A 21,501-nucleotide genomic window follows, 5' to 3' on the forward strand; every position below is an offset into this window, starting at 1 on the left:
AACTCTTATCCGCCGGTGAAAAGGCCCGGGCAGGCACCCCCCAATCAGTCGCGATCAACGGGGTCCCGAACTCCGTGACGGCAAACTGGACATGTGTCCAGACTATATTAGGCCGCCTAAGCCAACGCAATCGCGCCGATATCACCGGCGCTATCGGAATCGGGAACACCCCATGTCCCGGGAGACCATGTCTCTGGGGGGATAGGTGACTCTCGGAAGCGATATCACCGATGACATCGCGGCGCGCCCGCTACGCCGCGCTGGGGGATCGGCGCGAGAACGCCGGCGCCGACCCGCCGGCCACGCGTGCGTGCCCGGGCGCGTGAGGCCTACGGGCAAACGAGAGCGCGCGTCCCCTTTTGTTACCATCGCGCGGTGCACGACTGGTCCCGGCCAACCCGACGCGACGTCCTCAAATACGCCCTGGCACCGGTCGCGCTGGGCCTGGCGGCATCGGCCGGCGCGCCGCGGGCTTCGGCGGCCGCCACGAGGCTCATCGACTTCGCCGAGAAGCGGATCGCCCCGGCCGAGATCAAGGCGGCGGGCTACGACGGTGTGGTGAACTACGTGTCGGCGTCGCGCCCCGGGGCAAACTTCGAGGCGAAGCCGATCACGCGCGAGTACGCCGACTCGCTGCGCGCCGCGGGCCTGCAGATCGTGAGCAACTTCCAGTACGGCAAGCCCGGCTGGCCGGATCCCTCCGACTTCACCCGCGGCTACGACGGCGGGGTGGCGGACGCCCAGACCGCCCTGGGCTTGCACAACGCGGCGGGCGGCTCACCCTCGGCGCCCATCTTTTTCAGCGTCGACGAAGCCATCGACGCCAACGCCTGGAATGGCCCCGGGGTGCAATGGTTTCGGGGGATCAACTCCGTCTTGGGCGTGAACCGCACCGGCATATACGGGGATTCGCAGGTGTGCGGGTGGGCGATCAGGGACGGCGTGATCGGAAACTCTACGACGCCCGGGCACAAGTGGGCGTGGCAGACGAAGGCCTGGTCGAACGGCGAGCGTGAGCCGGCCGCGGTGCTCTATCAGGCGGTCGTCAACACCCCGTCGAACCCCGGCCCGCTGCTGGGCGGCATCAACGTCGACGTCGACGACGTCCTCGCGACCGACTTCGGCCAGTGGGACCTGGGCCGCTGAGCTCAGCGGCGCCCTTCCCGCGAGACTTGCACCCTGGCGGTCGATCACGGCGTGCCGTGTCGCGAATCGAGCGGCGCCCCGCGAGCCGTGACCCGCGGGGATCTGCTTTCACGAGACGTCAACGAGTGCGGCCAAATTCGGCGTGTCGTGTATGAGGTTTCCGTGTCGTGGACCGGCGCGCGGCTCGGCACGTGTCGCGAAGCGAACGGCGCCCGCGAGCCGTGACCCGCGGGGCGCCGTCCGTCCGAGCGCGCTTACTTCAGGTCGAACCGGTCGTTGTTCATCACCTTGACCCAGGCCGCGACGAAGTCCTCGACGAACTTCCCCTGGTTGTCGTCCTGGGCGTAGACCTCGGCCAGCCCGCGCAGCACCGAATTCGACCCGAACACAAGGTCGTTCGCGGTCGCGGTCCACCTCTTCTCGCCCGTGGCACGGTCGCGGCCCTCGTAGATGTTCTCCGACGTCTCCGACGGCTTCCACTCCGTGGCCATGTCGAGCAGGTTGACGAAGAAGTCGTTGGTCAGCGCGCCCGGCCGGTCGGTGAAGACGCCGTGCTTGGTGCCGCCGTGGTTGGCGTTGAGCGCACGCAGGCCGCCGATCAGCACCGTCATCTCCGGAGCCGTCACACCGAGCAGGTAGGCCCGCTCGATCAGCAGGTGCTCCAGCGGCGCCTTCTCCCCGGGCCGGACGTAGTTGCGGAACCCGTCGGCACGCGGCTCGAGGACCGCGAACGACTCCACGTCGGTGTTCTCCTGGGTGGCGTCGGTGCGCCCGGGCGCGAAGTGCACGGAGATCTCGTAGCCGGCGTCCTTGGCCGCCTTCTCGACCGCCGCGGACCCGGCCAGCACGATCACGTCGGCCAGCGAGACCTTCTTCCCGCCCGATGCTGAGGCGTTGAAGTCCTGCTGGATCCGCTCCAGCACGGGCAGGACCTTGTCCAGCTCGGAGGGTTCGTTGACCTCCCAGTGCCGCTGCGGCTCGAGCCGCAGGCGCGCGCCGTTGGCGCCACCGCGCTTGTCGGTGTTGCGGTAGCTGCCCGCCGCCGACCACGCCGTCTTGACCAGCTGCGGAACCGACAGCCCCGATTCGAGCACCTTGCTCTTCAGCGCCGCGATGTCCTGCTCGTCGACGAGTTCGTGGTCGACCGCCGGGACGGGGTCCTGCCACAGCTGCGGCTCGGCGACCCAGGGCCCGAGGTAGCGGCTGATCGGTCCCATGTCGCGGTGCAGCAGCTTGTACCAGGCCTTGGCGAACGCGTCGGCCAGCTCCTCCGGGTGGTCCAGCCAGCGGCGCGTGATGTCCCGATAGATCGGTGACTCCCGCATCGAGATGTCGGTGACCAACATCGTCGGCCGGCGACCCGGCCCGCCGAACGGGTCGGGGATGACGCCCTCGGCGGCGTCGCCCTTGGCGACGAACTGCCAGGCGTCGCCGGGGCTCTTGGTCAGCTCCCACTCGTAGCCGTACAGGGTCTCCAGGAAGGTGTTGTCCCACTTGGTCGGCGTGGGGGTCCAGACGACCTCGAGGCCGCTGGTGATGGCATCCTTGCCGACCCCGGTGCCGTAAGAGCTCTTCCAGCCCAGCCCCTGCTGCTCGATCGGGGCCGCCTCCGGCTCCGGGCCGACCAGGTCGCCGGAGCCGGCGCCGTGGGTCTTGCCGAAGCTGTGCCCGCCGACGATCAGGGCGGCCGTCTCCTCGTCGTTCATCGCCATGCGGCCGAACGTCTCGCGGATGTCGATCGCCGCGGCGATCGGGTCCGGCTTGCCCTCGGGACCCTCGGGGTTGACGTAGATCAGCCCCATGGTGGTGGCGCCGTACGGCTGGGCGAGGTCACGCTCTCCGGAGTACCGCTTGTCGGTGCCCAGCCAGGTGTCCTCCTCGCCCCACAGGATCTCCTCGGGCTCATAGACGTCCTCGCGGCCGAACCCGAACCCGAAGGTCTTGAAGCCCATCGACTCCAGCGCGCAGTTGCCGGCGAAGATGATCAGGTCGGCCCAGGAGATCTTGTTGCCGTACTTCTTCTTCACCGGCCACAGCAGCCGGCGGGCCTTGTCCAGGCTGACGTTGTCCGGCCAGCTGTTCAGCGGGGCGAAGCGCTGCATGCCCTGCCCGCCCCCGCCGCGGCCGTCGAAGATGCGGTAGGTGCCCGCGGCGTGCCAGCTCATCCGGATGAACAAGCCGCCGTAGTGGCCGTAGTCGGCGGGCCACCAGTCCTGCGAGGTGGTCATCACCGAGATGACGTCCGCCTTGAGCGCCTCGACGTCGAGCTTGGCGAACTCCTCGGCGTAGTTCCACTCCGGGCCGAACGGGGTCGACTTGGGGTTGTGGGGCTGCAACGTGGACGGGTCGACCTGGTCGGGCCACCAGTCCCGGTTGGTCAGCGGCCCGCGCGCCTTCGGCTCAGGGGAGGGGATGGCGGGGTTTTCGCTCTCGCTGGCGCTCGCCGTCTTGCCGGCGTCGTGGGGAGGGCGGCTTTCGGAAATATCGGACACAGCTTTCCTTTCTTGGTGATTCGGGCTGCGAGCTAGGTACTGGCTGTCGAGCAATCGAGGCACATGCCCCAATAGATGACCTCGGCCTCGTCGAGGACGAATCCATCCAGAACTTCGTCGACGTCGGCCGGGGTGAGGCACGGCGCCTCGCCGACGGCACAGTCGATGTCGACGATCACCCCGCACGAGCGGCACACGACGTGGTGGTGGTTGTCGCCGACCCGTGACTCATAGCGGGCGACCGATCCGGACGGCTGGATACGGCGCACCAGCCCGGCCGAGGTCAGCGCGCCGAGGACGTCGTACACGGCCTGCCGCGAGACGTCGGGCAGACCGACGCGCACGGCCAGGAAGATCGTTTCCGTGTCGGCGTGGGGGTGGGCCTCCACGGCCTCGAGCACGGCGATCCGGGGGCGCGTCACCCGCAATTCGGCCATCCGCAACCGTTCTGCGTGATCGGCCGTCGATGACACCGCCTCAGAATGACTCACTTATCTGGAATGAGTCAAGACTAATTTGTGAGGCGGCGCACACCGCGGGGTGTACCTCTGGGGCTCGGCCTCAGGAGGCCGGCTTCAGGGCGCTGCCCTGGCGCCACTGGTCCCAGCTGAGCGTCCAGTCGCCGTTCTGCTCCAGCTTCAGGGGAGGTCCGCCGGTGTTGCGGACCTCGACGACGTCACCCGGCACCGAGAAGCCGTAGAACCATTTGGCGTTGTCCGCGTTAAGATTCAGGCATCCGTGCGACGTGTCCTGATGGCCCTGCGCCCAGACCGTCGCGTCGAGCTCGTGCAGGTAGATGCCGTCGGTGCTGATCTTGGTGGCGTAGTTGATCGTTTCGCGGTAGCCCAGCCGGGAGTTCTTGGGCAGCCCGAACGTCGAGGAATCCATGACGACGGGGTTGCCTTTGTCGAGCACCGTGTAGATGCCGGGCGGCGTCCACAGCGAGATCGTCTGGCTGCCCACCTTTTCGGTGCCGCCCATGCCCATCGAGGTGGGCATCGTCCGCACCAGCTTGCCGTTGTCGAAGACGCTGACCTGGTGGGTCGTGTCGTCGGCGATCGACACGTGCGCGTCGCCGATCCGGAACGACACGCGCGTGTCGTCCTGCCCGAAAAGCCCGTCGCCCAAGGCAACTCCGTAGATCTTGGCCTCAGCCGTGACCGTCGTGCCCGGCGCGTAGTAGTGCTCGGGCCGCCAGTGCGCGTTCTGTCCGTCCACCCAGTACCACGAGCCGTCCACCTTCGGATCGGTGGTCACGGTCAGCTGCCGCTCGGCGGCGGCGCGATCGCTGATCTTCTCGTCGAAGTGCGCGACGACCACCGTCCCCACCCCGTAGGTGCCGCCGTCCTTCAGCGTCGCCTCGTTGGTGGTGGTGAACGAGACCTTGGTCTGGTTGGACGGCTGCAGGGTGGAGAACGACGACACCTGCGTGGACGGGGCGCCGTTGGGCCCGCGACTGGTCACCGTCAGCGTGTAGGTGCGGCCGTAGCCGAGCGGGACCGTGGGCTTCCAGACGGTGTTGTCCGGCGTCATCACGCCGTCCACCGACTTGCCGCTCTCGTTGACCATGCGGACGTCGGTCAGCGTGCCGGCGTCGGCCTTGACCGTCACCTGCGCGACGGGGTCGACGTCGCGCGCGCCCGATCCGGGTGTGATCGAAACCTGAGCCGGCCCAGGTTGTTTGGACGCGGCGTCGTGGTGGCCGCAGCCGGCGAGCACCGCCACCAAGGCCACTAAGGCGAACAGGACGAGCAAGAGCCGGCGCGGCCCGCCAAGAGGGGCCCGGACGGCGCGGTCGCTGTTCTGTGACGTCATGGGAAAGGTCGGATCCTTCGGTCGTGCTTGCTGACTCGGGGCTGCTCATCACATAGCCCCGGGCGCCAAAATCGAAACAGGGGCTGCCTCACATGGCGGCCCGGCGAGAGATCATGGCGTCATGGCCGACGACGAACTCGACACGCTCTACTGGGCGCCGCCCGACGCGTTCACCGCGGAGCGCGCCAAGCTGGCGGCCGCGGCCAAGAAGCGCGGCGACGCCGCCGCCGCCAAGCGGATCTCGGCCGCGCGCAAACCCACAACGTCGGCGTGGATCGTCAACCGGCTGGCGCTCGGACACAAGGACACCGCGGAGCGGCTGGGCGAGCTCGGCGACCGGCTCCGTGCCGCGCACGCGGCGATGGACGGCGACCAGATCCGCGAGCTGTCGGCCGAGCAGCACCGGCTCATCGATCAACTCGCCCGCGCCGCCTTCGACGCCGCCGGGGTCGAGACGCCGTCGGCAAGCGCGCGCGACGACCTCACCAGCACGCTGCAGGCCGCGATCGCCGACCCCGACGTCAGGGCGCGCCTCGGTCGCCTGGCGCGGCCCGAGCAATGGACGGGCTTCGGCGCGTTCGCCGATGCGCCGGCGGAGGACCCGGCGCCGAAGCCCAGCCGGGGGAAGGCGTCGGCCCGCCCCCGGGAGGATGACGGGGCCGCCCGCCGGCGGCAGAAGTTGATCGAGGCCGTGGCGGCCGCCGAGCGTGCCAAGGCCGACGCCGCCGACGCCCTGGCGAGCAGCCGGACCGAACGCGACGCCGCCCGGCAACGCCGTGACGACGCGCTCGCCGCGCTGCAGGACGCCGAGCGGGACCTGGCCGCGGCCGAGGAGCGGTATGCCCAGGCGAAGCGCGATAACCACACCGCGGGCGAGGTGGTCAAGGAGGCTAAGGCGCAACTCAGGCGGGCGTGACGCCCCACGCCGCGGCCGCGCCCGTTTCCCGGCGCCCCGCCCGGGTATCAGTGCAGTCGTGACTTCACTCTGGCTGTCCGAACGGACCGAACCATCCTGGGCGCCAAGCCGCCTGGACGACGGGCCCCGATCCGCCGACGTCATCGTCGTCGGCGCGGGAATCACCGGCCTGATGACCGCGGTGCTGCTGGCCCGCGCCGGCCGGGAGGTGCTGGTGCTCGAGGCGCGCACGGTCGGCGCCGGCGCCACCGGCAACACCACCGCGAAGATCAGCCTGCTGCAGGGCACCCACATGACGAAGATCCTGTCGCGGCACGGCAAGGATCTGGCGCGCGCGTACGTGGACGGCAACCGCGAGGGTCAGGACTGGATTCTCAGCCACTGCCAGTCGCGCGGCATCGCCTACCAACGCGAGGACGCCTACACCTACGCCCAGTCCGCCAAGGGTGTGCCGTCGGCCAAGGCGGAGTTGAAGGCCTGCCAGGCGGTCGGCCTGCCCGTCGAGTGGGACGACGACGCGTTGGTGCCGTTTCCGTACCACGGCGGCGTTCGGCTGGAGAAGCAGGCGCAATTCGACCCCATGCCGTTTCTAGACACTTTGGCCGAGGAGTTCACCGATCGCGGGGGACGCATCGTCGAGCACACCCGGGTCCGGCGGGTGTCGTGGCGCGGCGAGACGCTGCGCGTGTCCGTCAACGACCCGGACGGGCGGGACGTCGACCTCGAGGCCGGACGGCTCGTGCTGGCGACCGGCATACCGATCCTGGACCGCGGCGGCTTCTTCGCCCGCCTGCAGCCGAGCCGCTCGTACTGCATGGCCTTCCGGGTGCCGGGCGACATCACCCGCCCGATGATGATCTCCACCGACTCGCCGACGCGTTCGGTGCGCTACGCGCGCGCCGGTGACGGGGAGCGGCTCATCGTCGGGGGTGCCGGCCACACCGTCGGCCGCAACCGCAGCCCGTCGAAGGACCTGGAGGAGTTGTCCTCCTGGACCCGCACCCATTTCCCGGGAGCGGAGCAGACCCACTACTGGTCGGCGCAGGACTACACCCCCATCGACGCGCTGCCCTATGTCGGCCCCATCCTTCCCGGCGTCGAAAACATCCTCGTGGCAACGGGATTCAACAAGTGGGGGATGACCAACGGCGCGGCCGCGGCGCTGGCGCTGTCCAGCCGCGTCCTGGGCGGGCGGATGGACTGGTCGCGCGCGTTCGCCAGCTGGAGCCCGCACGAGTTGACCGGACTGACCACCGCACTGCAGTTCAACGCCGAGGTGGGCTTCGACCTGGCGAAGGGCTGGGTCACGCCGGCCACCCGCATCGGACGTCGCAGCCCCGGCGCGGACGAGGGCGGCGTGGTCAGCGGGCCGCCGTGGGATCTGGAGGCCAGGTGCCGTGTCAACGGCACCGAGCACCGCGTGTCGCCGGTGTGCCCCCACCTCGGCGGGATCGTGAACTGGAACGACGCCGACAAGGCGTGGGAGTGCCCGTTGCACGGGTCGCGGTTCGCCCCCGACGGGACGCTGCTGGAAGGCCCGGCCACCCGCGACCTCACCGCATCGCAGTGACGGCGGCCGCTTGGGCCGGTCAGTCCGTCTTGCGGTAGACGAGCCAGCGCAGCTCGATCGGGGACTCCCCGGCCTCGAGGTCGAACACGTCGAGGCCGTGGGCCCAGCCGTCGAACCAGCCGGTGGGGGGCCACGCGCCTTCGGGCAGGTGTGCCTTCTCGTATTCGGTGGCCGAGTCGTCCCCGATCAGTTCCAGGGGGAGGCCGTCCGCGGCCTTGGCCAACTCGTCTGAGGTGAAGATCATGGTGTTGCACTGCTGCCCGAGTTCGCGCGCCGCGTTGTCGGGAACGTAGCCCGGGCGCGCCACGAAACTGTTGAACACCAGGCGGCCGCCCGGCGCCAGGCAGTCGACCGCGAGCTCGAAGACGCCGCGCAGCTCGTGCGTCGTGCGGAAGTCGGACACCACCTCCGAGAGCACCATCAGCTGATACTCGTCGTGGACGCCCTCCATGGCCGTGAAGACGTCGCTCTGCATGACGCGCACGCCGAGCGATTCCGCGTCCGCCGCCGAGCGGATTTCCTCCGCGAACTTCGGCGTCATCTCCACGGCGTCCACGGGATGCCCGCGGCGGGCCAGGGCGAGCGCGTTGCGTCCGGTCCCCGCACCGATGTCGAGCACCCGGTAGGACGACGGGTCGGCCGCTTCCGCGGCCAGGGCCATCACCCGGGCGTCGGCCTCGGTGCCGAATAGCGGCGGTTCGCGGAAGCCGACCCACTGCTCGTAGTCGGCCTCGATGGTGCGCCAGTCCGCCTTCACCCGGTAGTTCAGTCCCGTGCCGAACGGCACGGTGTAGGAAACCACGATGTCGGAGCGGGGCGAGGCCTTGAACGCCTTCGCCAGTTCGGCCTCGAGCACGGTCCGTAGCTGGATGGACTGCTCGGGCGTATAGGCGACACCCAGGCTGGCGCAGATGTTGGCGCACAACTGGACGTAGTCGTCGATCAGGCCGGGAACCGCCGGCAGCCGGATCTGGCCCTCGGCCTGCGCCCGGCGATACACCCGGCTCACCATGGCCTCGCGCAGCCGCGACGGGTCGTAGGCTCTGGGCGGACGGTCTTCCACCAGCATTTTCTACACGACCGGTGTCACCATCGAGAAGCCGAGGCCTCAGCGGCCGAGTAGTTGGTTCTTCAACTGTTGGTACTCGTCGTCGGCCAACTTTCCCTCGTCGCGCAGCAGGGCGATCTCGCGGATCCTGGCCGCGACGCCGGTGACCACGACCCGCGGCTCGGGGTGCGTGGCGTCCGGCTCGGCGTCGGCCGCCGGTTCGGCGAAGCCGGTGGTCACGCGCCGGCCCGTCACCCGTACGCCGTCGCCGCCGCCGTTGACCGGCCCGGCCATGGCCCGTCCCGTCATCGCGGCCAGACCCATGTCGCTGAGCGCGGCGCTCGAGGCGAAGCCCTCGGGCGCCGCCGCGAGGCCGTCGGCGAGGGGGATCGCCATCGCGGCGGGGCGCACCTCCGCGACGGCGGCGGTCCAGGCCGGCGGCACCGACAACGCCCCGACCGTGTTGACCCCGCCCAGACCCGCCGCCGGCACCGTGCCCGGGCTCAGATTCGTCAAGGTCGCCGGGAAATCCAGGACGGGCGCGGGGTCGGTGCCCGGCCAAATCTGGGTCCCGTCCCAGCCGCTGACGATGGCGTCGGTGTGGAAGCTGAGGAGCGCGCCCGCGATGGCGAAGGGTGTGTCGACCGCCCCGTCCAGGATCGATTCGGGGAAGAGCACGCCCAGGGTGGCCAGGCCGCTCGGGGCGCTGACGAAGATCGTGATCAGATCGGTCAGCGGGCCCAGCGGGTCGGTCGCCTGAGCCGCCGGGGCCGCGGTCGCCAGGCCCTGAAGCGCTGCCGGGACCGCCGAGAATGCCTGGGGGACAACGGAAACACCGCTTTGCACAGCGCCGGCCGGCGCGCCGGCGGCCCGGCTCACCGCGGCCGCCTGAGCGGCCGGGCCGCCGGGGTCGGTGTTCTGTACCGGGGGGCGCGGCGGGGTCAGCGCCGTCGACGCCGCCGACGACGCCGCGTAGGCGTACATCGCGGCCGCGTCCTGCGCCCACATCTCGGCGTATTGCGCTTCGGTGGCCGCGATCGCCGGCGTGTTCTGGCCGAAGAAATTCGTCGCCACCAGGGCCGCGAGCAGGCTGCGGTTGGCCGCGACGGCCACTGGCGGCACCGTGGCGGCGAACGCGGCCTCGTAGGCGGCGACCGCGGATGTCGCACGGGCGGCGGTTTCCTCCGCGAGCGCCGCGGTGCCGCCGAGCCACTCCGCGTAGGGCAGGGCGGCCGCCGTCATGGCCGCCGCGGCGGGTCCCGACCACGGGCCGGCGGTCAGTTCCGTGACCGCCAACTGGTAGCCGCCCGCGGCCGCGTACAACTCGTCGGCCAGTTGCGCCCAGGCCTGCGCGGCGGCCAGCAATGACGACGAGCCGGGACCGGCATACATCCGGCCGGAGTTTACCTCCGGCGAAAGCATCCCAAAATCCATTGCAGCGCATTCCTTTTCGAATGATCGCGATAAGTCGTGTCGGCGGTTCAGCGACCGAGCAGTCGATTCTTCTGCTCGGCGTACTCTTCGTCGGTCAGAATTCCCTCGTCGCGGAGCTTGGCGAATTCGCGGAGCTCGGCCGCCACTCCCGTCACCACCGGCCGGGGCGCGGGTCCGGTCGTCTCGGGTTCCCCGTCGGGGGCCGCACCCGGCGCGGCGCCCGCCTCGCTGGCGGCGGCGGGCACGCGTTCGGCTCCGCCTTTACCGCCGCCCCCCACCGTTCCGGCGAGGGCCCGACCGGCCAGAGCCGCCAACCCCATCTGGGCGAAGGTGCTCGATCCCGCCGCGGACCCCGCCTCCACCGCCCCGGCCGCGGCGGCGGGCAGGGTCGGCAGGGTGAAGGCCATGGGACGCACCGCCGGCGTGGCGATGGTCCACGTGGGCGGCACCGACAGGCTCCCGGCCGTGCCGGCCTCGCCCAGGGCGGCCGAGACCCGCGGACCGGCCGGGACGGTGCCGGGTGGCAGGTTCAGCAGGGTCGCCGGGAAGGGTTTGACCGGCGCCGGATCCGTTCCCGGCCAACTCTGTTCGCCGTTCCACCCGCTGACGATGTCGTCGGTGTGCACACCGACGTAGTAGCTCACGATGTCGACGGGCAGGGCCACGGCGCCGAGCGTGCTCAGCGGGATGTCGCCGAAGATGCCCACCAGGCCCGCCGGCAGGTCGACGAAGACCGTGATCAGGTCGGACAACGTCCCCAGGTTGTCCGTCGGCGCGGCCGCCACCGGCGCGGCGGTCGCCAGGCCCTGCAACGCGTTGGGCACCGCGCTGAAGGTCTGCTGAACCGACGTGACCGCGCTCTGAACCTGCCCGGAAGACGCGCCCGCGGTCTGCCCCACGGCGGCCGCCTGCGCGGCCGGACCGCCGGGGTCGGTGTTCTGGCTGGGGGCGGTGAAGGGGGTCAGGGACGTCGCGGACGCCGACGCGCCCGCGTACTGGTACATCGCCGCGGCGTCCTGGGCCCACATCTCCGCGTACTGCGCCTCGGTGGTGGCGATCGCGGATGTGTTCTGCCCGAACAGGTTCGTGGCGATCAGCCTCGCCAGCAGCGCGCGGTTGGCGGCGATCAGTTGCGGCGGGACCGTCGAGGCGAATGCTCCCTGATACGCCGCGACGGCGGCTCGGGCGAGCGCGGCGGATTCATCCGCCTGGGCGGCCGCCGTCCTCAGCCAACTGACATAGGACGCGGCCGCGGCCGCCATGGAGGCCGACGACGGACCCAGCCACGGACCGGCCGTCAGTGCCGACACCACCGACTGATACGCATCGGACGCCGCGTGCAGCTCGGACGCCAACCCGTCCCAGGCTTCGGCCGCGGTGATCATCGAGGCCGGCCCGGAGCCCAGATACATCCGGCCGGAATTGATCTCCGGTGGGAGCAAGGCGAAATCCATGCCGGCCCCTAACCAGACCCGGTCGGATCGACCTCGGTGCTGGCGACGTCCCGCCGGACGCCGGCAGTCGCGTGGGCTCCGGACTCCGCATCTGCCGTCGCGGAGCGCTTGTAGGCCCCCATGCGTTTGCTGACAGAACGGTGCAGCCGATCATTGGCCATTGCAGACACCCCTCCCTACGGCGAGCCCGATAACCGTCGGAAGCGCTGCGCCGCGCCGCATAATATCCCGTCGGCGGGCCCCGCCGGTGCCGCACCACGCGTGCGATACGGTTCCCACCAGCACAAAGACCTACCCCTCCCTCGTTCGAAAAGCATGTTTCGACAAATCGTGACAATTCAAAATTGTTTCCTGCGGTCGCAATACTAGCACCCGGGTGTTTCCGCAATGTTCAGTTGTCCGTCACATAGCACTCACAGCCGAAGATTTGCCGCGGACGGACGATTTGCTCGTGGGCCGGCCGTTTGCAATTCTGACCGGTCAACATCTGACGATGAACGACGCCGCGGCGAGCGCGGCCGAGGTGTGCGATCGCAGAGTGTTGCCCACTCTGTGTGCGTGAATTCACGGCCGTATCTTGACGCACCCGGATAGGAAGCTCATCATCATCGGCGCGTGGTTGGTCGGCGTCGTAATGGAGGGTGAAAAGCCATGACAGAAACGCGATTCGGCCCGCTGGGTGACGAAAAGTTCGTCTCTCTGGCGACATTCAAGCGCGACGGACAGCCGGTCGCCACGCCGATGTGGGTCGTGGAGGACGGCGACGGTCTCTGTCTCTGGACGCCTGCCGACGCCGCGAAAGTCAAGCGTGTCCGGCGCAATCCGCGCGTCACACTCACACCGTGCGGCCGAACGGGGAAGGTGCGCGCGGGCCTGCCCGTCGCCGAGGGTACCGCCGAGGTGATCACCCATCCCGGCGAAGTCAAGCGCATCGAGTCACTTCTCAAGCGCAAGTACGGTTTCGAGTACCGAATTGTCACCGTGATCGAATCGCTTCTGTCGCAAGGCCGTAAAGAGCGGGTAGTCGTTCGCGTCACGCCGCCCCGAAAGCCGGTATAAGCGGAGCCTTTACAAGCGTTTGAAGTATTCCTATTTTTACTCTGCGGGTTATTCCGCCGCGTTTATATACGCGGCACCCCTCGACCCGACGGAAAGAAGGGTTTCACATGTCTGCACGTCGCTTGTTCGCCAAGCTCGCCGTCCCGGTGGTGGTTGGCGCTGCCCTTTCCACCAGCACCGCAATCGCGTTCGCCAACGCCGCCGACGACGCGTATATCGCCCAACTGCACAAGCTGGGCTTCACCTGGCCGGCCGGGGACGACTCCGACGTCATCGCGGTGGGCCATCAGATCTGCGCCGACCGCAATGCGGGCAAGACGCCGGACCAGATTGCGACGGACATTCACAACACGCTGGGGCCCAAGGGCATCACGTTCGCGGACGTCACGTCGATGGTGAGCGCCGCGGAGTCGAACTACTGCCCGGACTAAACCCGAGCTGACCGCCGTCTCCCGCATACTGTTCGGTGACAGTGAGGTGGGGACGGGTGATTGACGGTGCCGCTGCGGCGGAGATGCGTGTCGAAGGCTTGCTTCGTTATCCGGTGAAGTCGATGCTCGGCGAATCCGTGCGCAGCCTGTTCGTCGACGAGGGCGGCGCCGAAGGGGACCGGCGGCTTGCGCTGGTCGACGCCGTGACCGGCCATGTGGCCAGCGCCAAGCAGGCCAGGTTGTGGCGCGACCTGCTGAAGTGCACCGCCAGCCGCGACGGCGAGCGGGTGAGCATTGCACTGCCCGACGGGACGTGCGTGGCCGCGGACGAGCCCGGCGTCGACGACGTCTTGTCGGGCCTGACGAAGCGGACGGTCCGACTGGTTCGCCAGCGCCCCGACGGGGCGACGCTGGAACGCCCCGACCCCGAGCAACTGCTCGACCTGGGGTTGGACGCCGAGGTCAGCGGACGCATCCTCGAGATCGCCCAGGCGACCCCGGGCGACTCGTTCACGGACGAGGCTCCGCTGCACGCGATCACCACGGCCACCCTCGAGCACATCGGCGTCGATGCGCTCCGCTACCGGCCGAACCTGGTGATCGCGACACCGCCGGGCCACCCGCCTTACACGGAAAATGATTGGGCCGGAAGCGAAGTCATCGTCGGGGACGTGAGGCTGCGGGTGCTCACGGCCACGTCGCGGTGCGTGGTGCCCACCCTGGAGCACGGGCAGCTGCCCAGGGCCCCGCACGCGTTGCGCACACCGGCCGCCGAAAACCGTTTGGACACAGGCGGTCACGGGCCGCAACCGTGCGCGGGGGCCTACCTCGAGGTGCTCAGCGCCGGCGTCATCCGCGTCGGCGACACCGTCACGCTTTCGCCGGCATAGATCGCCGAGTCGCCTATACGCCCGAGGACCGGCCGGCGATCCCGGCGAAGTCGACCCACAAGTGCCTCGGCCCGCGAAACACCTGGTTGTGCCGATACGGCGGCGGGTCGACCACCAGCCTCGGGGACTCGACGCGGCGCAGGAAGGTCTCCAGGGCGAGGTTGACCTCCAGTCGCGCCAGCGGCCCACCCATGCAGGTGTGAATCCCGCTGCCCCAACCGAAGTGCTCGTTGTCCGGGCGCAGGGGGTTGAAGCGGTCCGGGTCGTCGAATCGGCGCGGATCGCGGTTGGCCGCCGCGTAGATCAAATGCACCGCCGAACCCGCCGGGATGACGGTGCCACCGATATCGATGTCGGCGGTGGCGCTGCGGCTGGGGAAGAACTGCACGGCGGACTGCAGCCGCTGCACCTCTTCGATGGCCCGGGGGATCAGCTCCGGCCGGTCGGCCAACAGGTCCCAGGAGCCGGGGTGACGCAGCAGCGTCATCACGCAATTGGTGATGGTGTTGACGGTGGAATCGTGACCCGCCACCAGCAGGAGCATCGCGTTGGATGTCGTTTCCTTCACCGACATCGGGCCGTCGGATCCGTCGTCGTGCAGCAACTTGGAGAGCAGGCCCTCGCCGGGGGTCGTCGCATAGCGCTCCACCAGAGCGCCCAGATACTCCTGCAGCGCGGCCGTGCTGGCGCGGCCCTTCTCGGCCAGCGCGCGGCCTTCCTCGCTCGCGCCCTCCGGACCGAGGTCGGTGCCCATCATGAAGTCGAAGATCCAGCCGTGGAACATCGGCTCGTCCTCGACGGGCACGCCGAGGATTTGGCAGATGACCGCGACCGGGATGGGGTAGGCGAAGTCCTCCACCACGTCCATGCGCGTGACGCCGCGGGCGGTGATCCTGTCGAGCAGGTCGTTGGCCAGCCGCACGACGAACGGCTCCATGCCCGGAATGAGATCGGGGGAGTGCGGAGGACCGAAGTGGCGCATCACCTGCCGGCGGGCTCGGTCGTGGTCGGGCGGGTCGGACACGATGATGCTGGCCTGGCGGCCGTAGGCCTGCATGTGCTCGTCGCCCGGCTCGGACTTGTCACCGTGGAGGCCGGCCGGGCTGCGGCTGATGTCGGAGCTGATCCGCGGGTCGTGCGCGAGGGCCAGCAGCTCCCGGTAACCGGTGACGACGTAGGTCTTCTCGGCGACCTTGGCCACCGGCGTCCTGCGCAGCTCGTCGAAGTAGGGGTAGGGGTTGGGGCGGTTCTCGAACTTCATCGCTTCGGCCCAGGCGGCTGCGGCGTCCATCGTCGTCTCCTCCTCAGCGCTTGCGGGGCGCCCGGAACTCTGCCCCGCGCGAGGTCGGGTCGTGCCCGGTCAGCACGACGTCGGGAAAGGCGGTCGGCTCGCGGGGATCCGGGAAGCGGGCGGGCATCGGCTCGAAGATGACCGGGCGGTCGTAGCCGGGCAGCGGCGGGGGGAAGGGCGCGGAGCGCTCGATGAGCGAGGCGTAGTACGGCAGCCACTTGCCGTGGTTGAACGTCACCGCGCCGACGATTCGACCCCGATAACCGTAGGCGGCCGCGAAGCGAAGATCCTTGATGGACCCCTGCGTGAACACGATCTCGTCGCCGAACGAGCACACGCCGACGCTCTTGATGTTGACCCCGAACTGCCCCGACCAGAACGAGGGCAGCGGTAGGTGCGGCCGACGGCCCAGCTCCAGGCTGATCATGTTGTTGGCCGCGACCTCGGCGCCGAAAACGGCGTTGTCCCAATGCTCTTGGGACATGAACTGGTACTCGTAGAGCACGTGCGGGGCGCGGGCCACGTCACCGGCGACGAAGATGTTGTCGGTCACCACGCCGTTGATGTCGAACGCCCGGCAGCCCGCATCGCACGCCACCCCCCAGAACCCGCTGGCCAACTGGGCGCCGTCGAGCCATTCCACGTTGCGGATCGAGCCCAGGGAGGCGACCACCACGTCGACGTCTAGGACGGTGCCGTCGGACAGGCGGGCGGCGCGGACGTGGCCGTCGGAGTCGCCTTCGAGGCCCTCGACCGCCACTCCGGTGCGGAGATCGACCCCGGCTTCGAGTTGCATGCGCGCCGCGATGTCGCCGATCACGCCGCCGAGCGCGCCGACCAGCGGCGCCTTGCCGCGCTCGGCGACCGTCACCGGCAGGTCGAGTTCGCGGCACACCGAAGCGATCTCCGAACCCACGAAACCGGACCCGACGATCAGCACCCGGCGTGGGCGCCGCTCGAGCGCGGCGGCCAGCTTCGCGGCGTCCTCGCACGTGCGCACGGTGAACAGGCCCTGCAACGCGGCCTCCTCCGCATTGAACCAAGGGCGGGCCCGCGTGCCGGTGGCGATCAACAGCCGGTCGTAGTCGACCTTCTCACCGTTCGCCAGGAGCACCTGCCGGTTGGAGCGGTCGAGGCCGACCGCGGCCACCCCCAGCTGCCACCTCGCGTCGACGGGACGCAACCGGGGCAGCTTGGTGTGGTGCGCGGGGACCCAGCCCTTCAACACCTGCTTGGACAGCGGCGGCCTGTCGTAGGGCTCGTGCGGCTCGTCGCCGATGATGGTCAGTTCCCCGCGAAAGCCCTTGTCCCGCAGCGCCTCCGCTGCGCGCAGGCCGGCCAGCGAGGCGCCCACGATGACGATGCGCCCATCGGCCTTGAAGCTGTCGACCAGCTGGCCGACCAGCGAGGCGGTGCTCACTCGGTGTCCCGGTCCGCCGGAGGATCCGCCTCGAGGATGATCGCCTGCACCGGGCAGGAGGCCGCCGCACGCAGCACACGCTGGCGCTGGGAGTCGTCCGGGTTGGGGTCGTAGGCAAGGGCTTCCTCGCCGACCATCCGCAGGACCTCGGGCGCCAGGGGGACGCACTGGGCGTAACCCTGACACTTGTTGAGATCGACCACCAACCGCATGCTCCGACCCTTCCGCCGGCCAAATCACCCCCGCGCGCAGAGACTACTGTGGCGAAGCCCGCTCATCACGGACATCGCGGAAAATGGCCGCGGTCTGGGGATCGCCGAACGCGGTCGGCGCGGTCAGCCGCCCAGGTTGCGCACCGCGGAGTCGAGATCCTTGGCCTGCTCGGCCAGCTCGCGGTCAGAGAGCTCCGTTCCGCCCGTCCGCTGCAGGACGTCCTCGCGGGTCGCGATCTGCAGCGCCCCCCGGTAATCGGGCGACTCCAGGTCCGCCGGCGCGACGACCTCGACGCGCCCCTCGATCAAAACCAGCACCGCGTCCGCCTCGTCAGCGCCCAGCAGTCGCCGAACGTCGTCGGCGTCAACCGTCATGCCCGTCCCCTTCCCATCCGTTCCGTTGCACGGTCAGCCCGTCGCGCCAACCATTTTCATGACGAGGAGCACCGCCACGGCGAGGAAGATCACGACGAAGACGCAGACGGCGATCACGGAGACGACGCCCGTGGGCGTGAAGCGACCCCGCCCGGGCGGGTGCGGGTTCGCCACCCCTGGTGTCTGACCGGCGGCGGGGGGAGTGGCTCCCGGGCTGACCCCTCCGCCCGGCTCGAGGTCCGGGGTGTTGACGGGGTCAGGAAGGGGCGGCTGCGAGGTCATGGCTCTCACTGGTCCTCTCGCCGGCGGGACCGCCCGCCTTGACGCCGGGTCGCATCGCCACGCGGATGCAGTGGTCCTTCTTGTTCTTGAACAGGTCGTAGGCGCGCACGCCGTCCTCGAGTGGCAAGTCGTGAGTGATCAGCTTCGCCGGGTCGAGGTCCCCCTGCTCGACATAGTCGAACAGCCGCGCCATGTAGCGCTGGCCGTGCTGCTGGGCGGTTTTCATCGTCAGCCCCTTGTTGGTCAGCACGCCCATCGGGAACTTGTCGGTCAGGCCGTACACCCCGAGCACCGACACCACGCCACCCTTGCGGCACGCCAGGATGGCCTGGCGCAGTGCGGTGGCGCGGTCGGTCTCCAGGCGCAGCAGCTGCTTGGCCCTGTCGTACAGCTGTTGCACTCCGGTGCCGTGACCCTCCATGCCGACGGCGTCGATGCAGGCGTCCGGTCCACGGCCTCCCGTCATCTCCCGCAGGGTCTCGTGGACGCTGTCCACCGCGGTGTAGTCGATGGTCTCCAGGCCGAACTCATTGCGCGCCAAGGCGAGCCGCTCGGGAATGCGGTCGATTACGATGGCGCGTTCGGCCCCGAGCAGCAGGGCGCTGCGCGCGGCCATCAGGCCGACGCCGCCGGCGCCCCACACCGCGACGGCGTCCCCGCCGGAGATGTCGCAGAAGTCGGCGCCCATGAACCCCGTGGGCACGGCGTCCGACAGGAACAACGCCTGTTCGTCGGTGATGTCGCCGGGGATCACAAAGCAATTCGCGTCCCCGAAGGGCACGCGCACGTACTCCGCGTGCGAGCCCGCGTAGCCGCCGAACGGGTGGGTGTAGCCGTAGATGCCACCGGAGGGATACCCGAGCAGTGGCTGCTGTAGTTCGGCATTGGGATTGGTTGTGTCGCAACACGAATAGAGCTCGTGTTCGCAATACCAGCAGCGGTCGCACGCGATGAACGACGGCACCACCACCCGGTCGCCGACCTTGGTGTCGCGCACGTCGGGGCCCGCCTCGCGGACCACGCCCATGAACTCATGGCCGAAGACGTCACCCTCGCGCATGCCCGGCAGGTATCCGTCGATGAAATGCAGGTCCGAACCGCACGTGGTGGTCAGCCGGACTTCGACGATCACGTCGTGGGGATTGAGGATCTTCGGGTCGTCGACCGTCTCCACGGACAGGTCGTTGACACCGTTCCAGCACAATGCGCGCATGATTGACCTCTCGCTCTACCGCGCGGACGCCCGCGCGCTGGGGTTGCACCGGATGGTCGGCACTTCGCCGGTCTGCAGCAACGCCCGCAGCCGGTAGAGGACCATGAACGCCGCCGCGCCCGACAGCAGTCCGGGTGCCGGGGTGGTGGCGCGCAGCGTCACCTCGGTGCCCAGGCCGTTCGGTGCGGGCCGATACCTGACCGCGAGCTCGTTGCCGCCCCCGACGAAGCGGACGCCGTCGTTCTCGCGCACCACGCGCGAATTCCACACCGCGGCCGGTCCTTCGAGCAGCCGCCAGGTGTACCGGTCGTCTCCGGAGGTTTCGACCTCGGCGATGTCGCCGAGGACGACCGATATCTGCAGCGGGTCACCCCAGAACTGCGCGACCCGCTCCGGGGAGCACGCGATGGTGACCGTCTGCGCCGTCGCTCGGGGCGGCTGGGCGTCGACGACCTTCTTGACGACCCCGAGCACTTGATCTTTCGCGATGTCCAGATAACTCACGCCGCGCCTCCTGTAGTTGAGGCAGGCGATACCCGCCCGCGCGGCGGCCAAACGGCCGCGCGTCACGGGTTCGGTGCGTGCACGCGCTCGGCGATCTTCGTGGCGACCGTGACGGCCTGGTCGGTGCGGTTGAAGCCGCAGCTGCGCGCGTCGACGACGATGTTGTTGCGGGCGGTGAGCGCGCGCTGGCAACCCCAGCCGACGGCGCCCTCCTGGGTCAGCACGACGCTCACAACGCCGTTGCGATCGCTCGTCGGCCCCACCGACCAGGTGACCGGGCCTTCCCCGGCCGCGTTGGTGGTCAAGGGTTTTCCGGCGCATCGGCCCCAGGCCTCGGCTTGCCGGGCGGCATAGTCGGTGGCCAGCTGTGCGCTGGGGAAGTCGACGACGGCGTTGCTCACCAGGTGCTTCCAGTCGTCGTTGGGTTCGCTCAGGACCTGGGTCTGCGCCGCGATCCAGCCGCTGCCCTGCAGCGCCGACACCATCGCGGGATGCTGGACGCCCTTGCATTCGGGTCGATTGCTCGGCAGGTCGGCGAACCCGGAGCCAGAACCGGCGTTTGGGTCGGGGCGCACCACCATTGCGGTCGTGCCTTCGATGCCGTTGACCACCGCGGGGTCCAGCAGCAGCCCGGGCAGCGCGTCGATCGGGACGACGGACGGCGGTGTCGCGGCGCTCGTCGGTGCCGGCGGCGGCGCGGAGGGCGGCTCGCTGACGCTGGTCGTGCCGGCGGGGCCGGTGGACCGGTCGGCGACGGCGATGAACACGCCGGTGCCCGCGGTGACGAGCGCGACGACGGCCGTCACGCCGCCGATCAGCGCCCACCTGCGCCGGGTGCCGCGGGGCGGCGGCCCCATCGGCGGGTAGCCGTGAGGTGGCCAGCCCGCGATGGCCGGCCGCGGCGCCGTTGGCGGGTGAGCGGCAGCGGGGAAGCCGGGCGCCGCCGGTGGCCGGACCACGGGCACGCCGACGGGCCGGACCCAGGTCTGCGCCCAGGGATCTACCCGCGCACCGTGTGGATAGCCCTGCGGGGCAACGGGATTCGGTAAGGACCGGCCTCCGGGTGCCGGCGTGTTCGGGTGGCTCGACATGTCATCTCCCCTTCGGGTGCCTTGACCGGCGGTCAGTGGATGCCCTGGGCGACTTTGCCGGCGATCTCCGATGCCTGCTCCTGCACCGAGAATCCGCACGTCTCCACGTCGACCACCACGTTGTTGCGCGAGGTCAGTGCGTGCTGGCAGCCCCATCCGTGGGCACCCTCACGGTTGATGACGGAGGTGAGCAGCCCGTCGTGGTGGCTCACGGTGGCGACCCACCAGGTCTGCGGCGGGTTGTTGGGCGTCGTGGTGGTGATGGACCTGCCGTTGCACAGCGGCCAGCCCTTGGCCTCCTTGGCCACGAAGTCGGTGGCCGCCGACGCGGTCGGGAAGCTGACCACCGATTGGAAGACCTCGTGGCGCGGGTCGGCCGGCTCGCGCAGATACTGCGTCTGCACCGCCACCCATCCACTCCCGGCGTAGACGCCCTTGTTCGCGTTGGCCCACACCCCGCCGCACTCGGGCCGGTCGGTGGTGTCGATGTAGAGGCGGGTCGTCGTCAGGGTGGGGTTCACCACCAGGTCGCGGGTGCCCATGATCGTGTTGATCGCGCCGGTGTCCAGCAGCAGTGTCGGCAGCTCCTCGGCCTGGACCGGCGGACCGGCGGGCGGAGTCGTCGTCGTCGAGGGGCTCGGCCGCTCGGATGTCGACGGTTGGTGTGCCGCCGGGCCGGCGGTGGTGTCCGAGCCGCCGGCGGTGGCCATGACGCTGACCAGCGTCACCAGGGTCACGGTCAGCGCCGCGGCCCCGCCAACCAGCGCCCACGTGCGGGGTGAGGTGCCCCTGCGCGGGGCCGGCGGGTACGGCGGAAGTGGCGCCGGGGCGAACGCCATGGGCGGTGCCCACGGCGGC

At 69.8% G+C, this 21,501-nt stretch carries 21 protein-coding genes; 6 read left to right on the forward strand and 15 right to left on the reverse strand.

Annotation, left to right across the window (positions count from 1 at the left end):
- Window positions 1-375: 375 nt before the first annotated feature.
- Window positions 376-1,146 carry a DUF1906 domain-containing protein gene (locus GPY60_RS16745; protein WP_156688806.1) on the forward strand — a complete coding sequence of 257 codons (771 nt, stop codon included), beginning with the start codon at window positions 376-378 and terminating at the stop codon, window positions 1,144-1,146.
- A 254-nt stretch (window positions 1,147-1,400) separates the two neighbouring features.
- Here GPY60_RS16745 and katG read toward each other — a convergent pair whose 3' ends face one another.
- The 3 genes from katG to GPY60_RS16760 form a co-directional block, all read right to left on the reverse strand.
- Entirely contained in the window at window positions 1,401-3,638 is a 2,238-nt protein-coding gene (katG, locus tag GPY60_RS16750) for a catalase/peroxidase HPI (RefSeq protein ID WP_156688807.1), read from the reverse strand.
- 32 nt (window positions 3,639-3,670) lie between these two features.
- Window positions 3,671-4,111 (reverse strand): Fur family transcriptional regulator, encoded by a 441-nt coding sequence (locus GPY60_RS16755; protein WP_156688808.1) that lies wholly within the window; start codon window positions 4,109-4,111, stop codon window positions 3,671-3,673.
- A gap of 88 nt (window positions 4,112-4,199) precedes the next feature.
- Complete coding sequence (locus GPY60_RS16760) at window positions 4,200-5,453, reverse strand: L,D-transpeptidase (protein ID WP_156688809.1); 1,254 nt, start codon at window positions 5,451-5,453, stop codon at window positions 4,200-4,202.
- Between the two features lie 121 nt (window positions 5,454-5,574).
- Here GPY60_RS16760 and GPY60_RS16765 point away from each other — a divergent pair, with 121 nt between their 5' ends.
- Both GPY60_RS16765 and GPY60_RS16770 read left to right on the forward strand, forming a co-directional pair.
- Window positions 5,575-6,369 carry a hypothetical protein gene (locus GPY60_RS16765; protein ID WP_156688810.1) on the forward strand — a complete coding sequence of 265 codons (795 nt, stop codon included), beginning with the start codon at window positions 5,575-5,577 and terminating at the stop codon, window positions 6,367-6,369.
- A gap of 58 nt (window positions 6,370-6,427) precedes the next feature.
- Window positions 6,428-7,939 carry an FAD-dependent oxidoreductase gene (locus GPY60_RS16770; protein ID WP_197283701.1) on the forward strand — a complete coding sequence of 504 codons (1,512 nt, stop codon included), beginning with the start codon at window positions 6,428-6,430 and terminating at the stop codon, window positions 7,937-7,939.
- 19 nt (window positions 7,940-7,958) lie between these two features.
- Here the strand turns inward: GPY60_RS16770 and GPY60_RS16775 are convergent, their stop codons facing one another.
- The 3 genes from GPY60_RS16775 to GPY60_RS16785 are packed head-to-tail and all read right to left on the reverse strand — an operon-like array spanning window position 7,959 to window position 11,875.
- Window positions 7,959-9,002, reverse strand: a complete 1,044-nt coding sequence (locus tag GPY60_RS16775; RefSeq protein ID WP_197283702.1) for a class I SAM-dependent methyltransferase — start codon at window positions 9,000-9,002, stop codon at window positions 7,959-7,961.
- 45 nt (window positions 9,003-9,047) lie between these two features.
- Window positions 9,048-10,421 carry a PPE family protein gene (locus GPY60_RS16780; protein WP_156688812.1) on the reverse strand — a complete coding sequence of 458 codons (1,374 nt, stop codon included), beginning with the start codon at window positions 10,419-10,421 and terminating at the stop codon, window positions 9,048-9,050.
- Between the two features lie 47 nt (window positions 10,422-10,468).
- The gene (locus GPY60_RS16785) at window positions 10,469-11,875 is read right to left on the reverse strand and encodes a PPE family protein, SVP subgroup (RefSeq protein ID WP_156688813.1); all 1,407 of its coding nucleotides are present in this window, start codon (window positions 11,873-11,875) and stop codon (window positions 10,469-10,471) included.
- Between the two features lie 651 nt (window positions 11,876-12,526).
- Between GPY60_RS16785 and GPY60_RS16790 the strand changes: the two genes are divergently transcribed.
- The 3 genes from GPY60_RS16790 to GPY60_RS16800 all read left to right on the forward strand — a co-directional run bounded on the left by GPY60_RS16790 (window position 12,527) and on the right by GPY60_RS16800 (window position 14,255).
- Complete coding sequence (locus GPY60_RS16790; protein WP_156688814.1) at window positions 12,527-12,934, forward strand: PPOX class F420-dependent oxidoreductase; 408 nt, start codon at window positions 12,527-12,529, stop codon at window positions 12,932-12,934.
- A 107-nt stretch (window positions 12,935-13,041) separates the two neighbouring features.
- Entirely contained in the window at window positions 13,042-13,365 is a 324-nt protein-coding gene (locus GPY60_RS16795; protein WP_156688815.1) for a DUF732 domain-containing protein, read from the forward strand.
- Between the two features lie 83 nt (window positions 13,366-13,448).
- The gene (locus GPY60_RS16800; RefSeq protein WP_156688831.1) at window positions 13,449-14,255 is read left to right on the forward strand and encodes an MOSC domain-containing protein; all 807 of its coding nucleotides are present in this window, start codon (window positions 13,449-13,451) and stop codon (window positions 14,253-14,255) included.
- A gap of 13 nt (window positions 14,256-14,268) precedes the next feature.
- Here GPY60_RS16800 and GPY60_RS16805 read toward each other — a convergent pair whose 3' ends face one another.
- The 9 genes from GPY60_RS16805 to GPY60_RS16845 all read right to left on the reverse strand — a co-directional run.
- The gene (locus GPY60_RS16805; protein ID WP_156688816.1) at window positions 14,269-15,546 is read right to left on the reverse strand and encodes a cytochrome P450; all 1,278 of its coding nucleotides are present in this window, start codon (window positions 15,544-15,546) and stop codon (window positions 14,269-14,271) included.
- Window positions 15,547-15,559: 13 nt separating this feature from the next.
- A complete protein-coding gene (locus GPY60_RS16810; RefSeq protein WP_156688817.1) occupies window positions 15,560-16,966 on the reverse strand; it encodes an NAD(P)/FAD-dependent oxidoreductase in 1,407 nt (468 codons plus the stop codon).
- Window positions 16,963-17,178 (reverse strand): ferredoxin, encoded by a 216-nt coding sequence (locus GPY60_RS16815; protein WP_156688818.1) that lies wholly within the window; start codon window positions 17,176-17,178, stop codon window positions 16,963-16,965. Before GPY60_RS16815 ends, GPY60_RS16810 begins: the two co-directional genes overlap by 4 nt.
- Before the next feature lie 123 nt (window positions 17,179-17,301).
- Window positions 17,302-17,553, reverse strand: coding sequence for a hypothetical protein (locus tag GPY60_RS16820; protein ID WP_156688819.1), 252 nt, complete (start codon window positions 17,551-17,553; stop codon window positions 17,302-17,304).
- Window positions 17,554-17,586: 33 nt separating this feature from the next.
- Complete coding sequence (locus tag GPY60_RS16825; protein WP_156688820.1) at window positions 17,587-17,835, reverse strand: DUF6480 family protein; 249 nt, start codon at window positions 17,833-17,835, stop codon at window positions 17,587-17,589.
- A complete protein-coding gene (locus tag GPY60_RS16830) occupies window positions 17,810-19,048 on the reverse strand; it encodes a zinc-dependent alcohol dehydrogenase (protein WP_156688821.1) in 1,239 nt (412 codons plus the stop codon). The genes GPY60_RS16825 and GPY60_RS16830 overlap by 26 nt, the downstream gene beginning before the upstream one ends.
- Before the next feature lie 15 nt (window positions 19,049-19,063).
- Window positions 19,064-19,552 (reverse strand): hypothetical protein, encoded by a 489-nt coding sequence (locus tag GPY60_RS16835; RefSeq protein ID WP_156688822.1) that lies wholly within the window; start codon window positions 19,550-19,552, stop codon window positions 19,064-19,066.
- A gap of 62 nt (window positions 19,553-19,614) precedes the next feature.
- Window positions 19,615-20,643 carry a sensor domain-containing protein gene (locus GPY60_RS16840; RefSeq protein ID WP_156688823.1) on the reverse strand — a complete coding sequence of 343 codons (1,029 nt, stop codon included), beginning with the start codon at window positions 20,641-20,643 and terminating at the stop codon, window positions 19,615-19,617.
- Between the two features lie 32 nt (window positions 20,644-20,675).
- On the reverse strand, window positions 20,676-21,501 hold an 826-nt coding region (locus tag GPY60_RS16845; protein ID WP_231639695.1), incomplete at its 5' end, for a sensor domain-containing protein.

It is taken from the genome of Mycobacterium sp. Marseille-P9652 (assembly GCF_902652685.1).
GTDB lineage: Bacteria > Actinomycetota > Actinomycetes > Mycobacteriales > Mycobacteriaceae > Mycobacterium.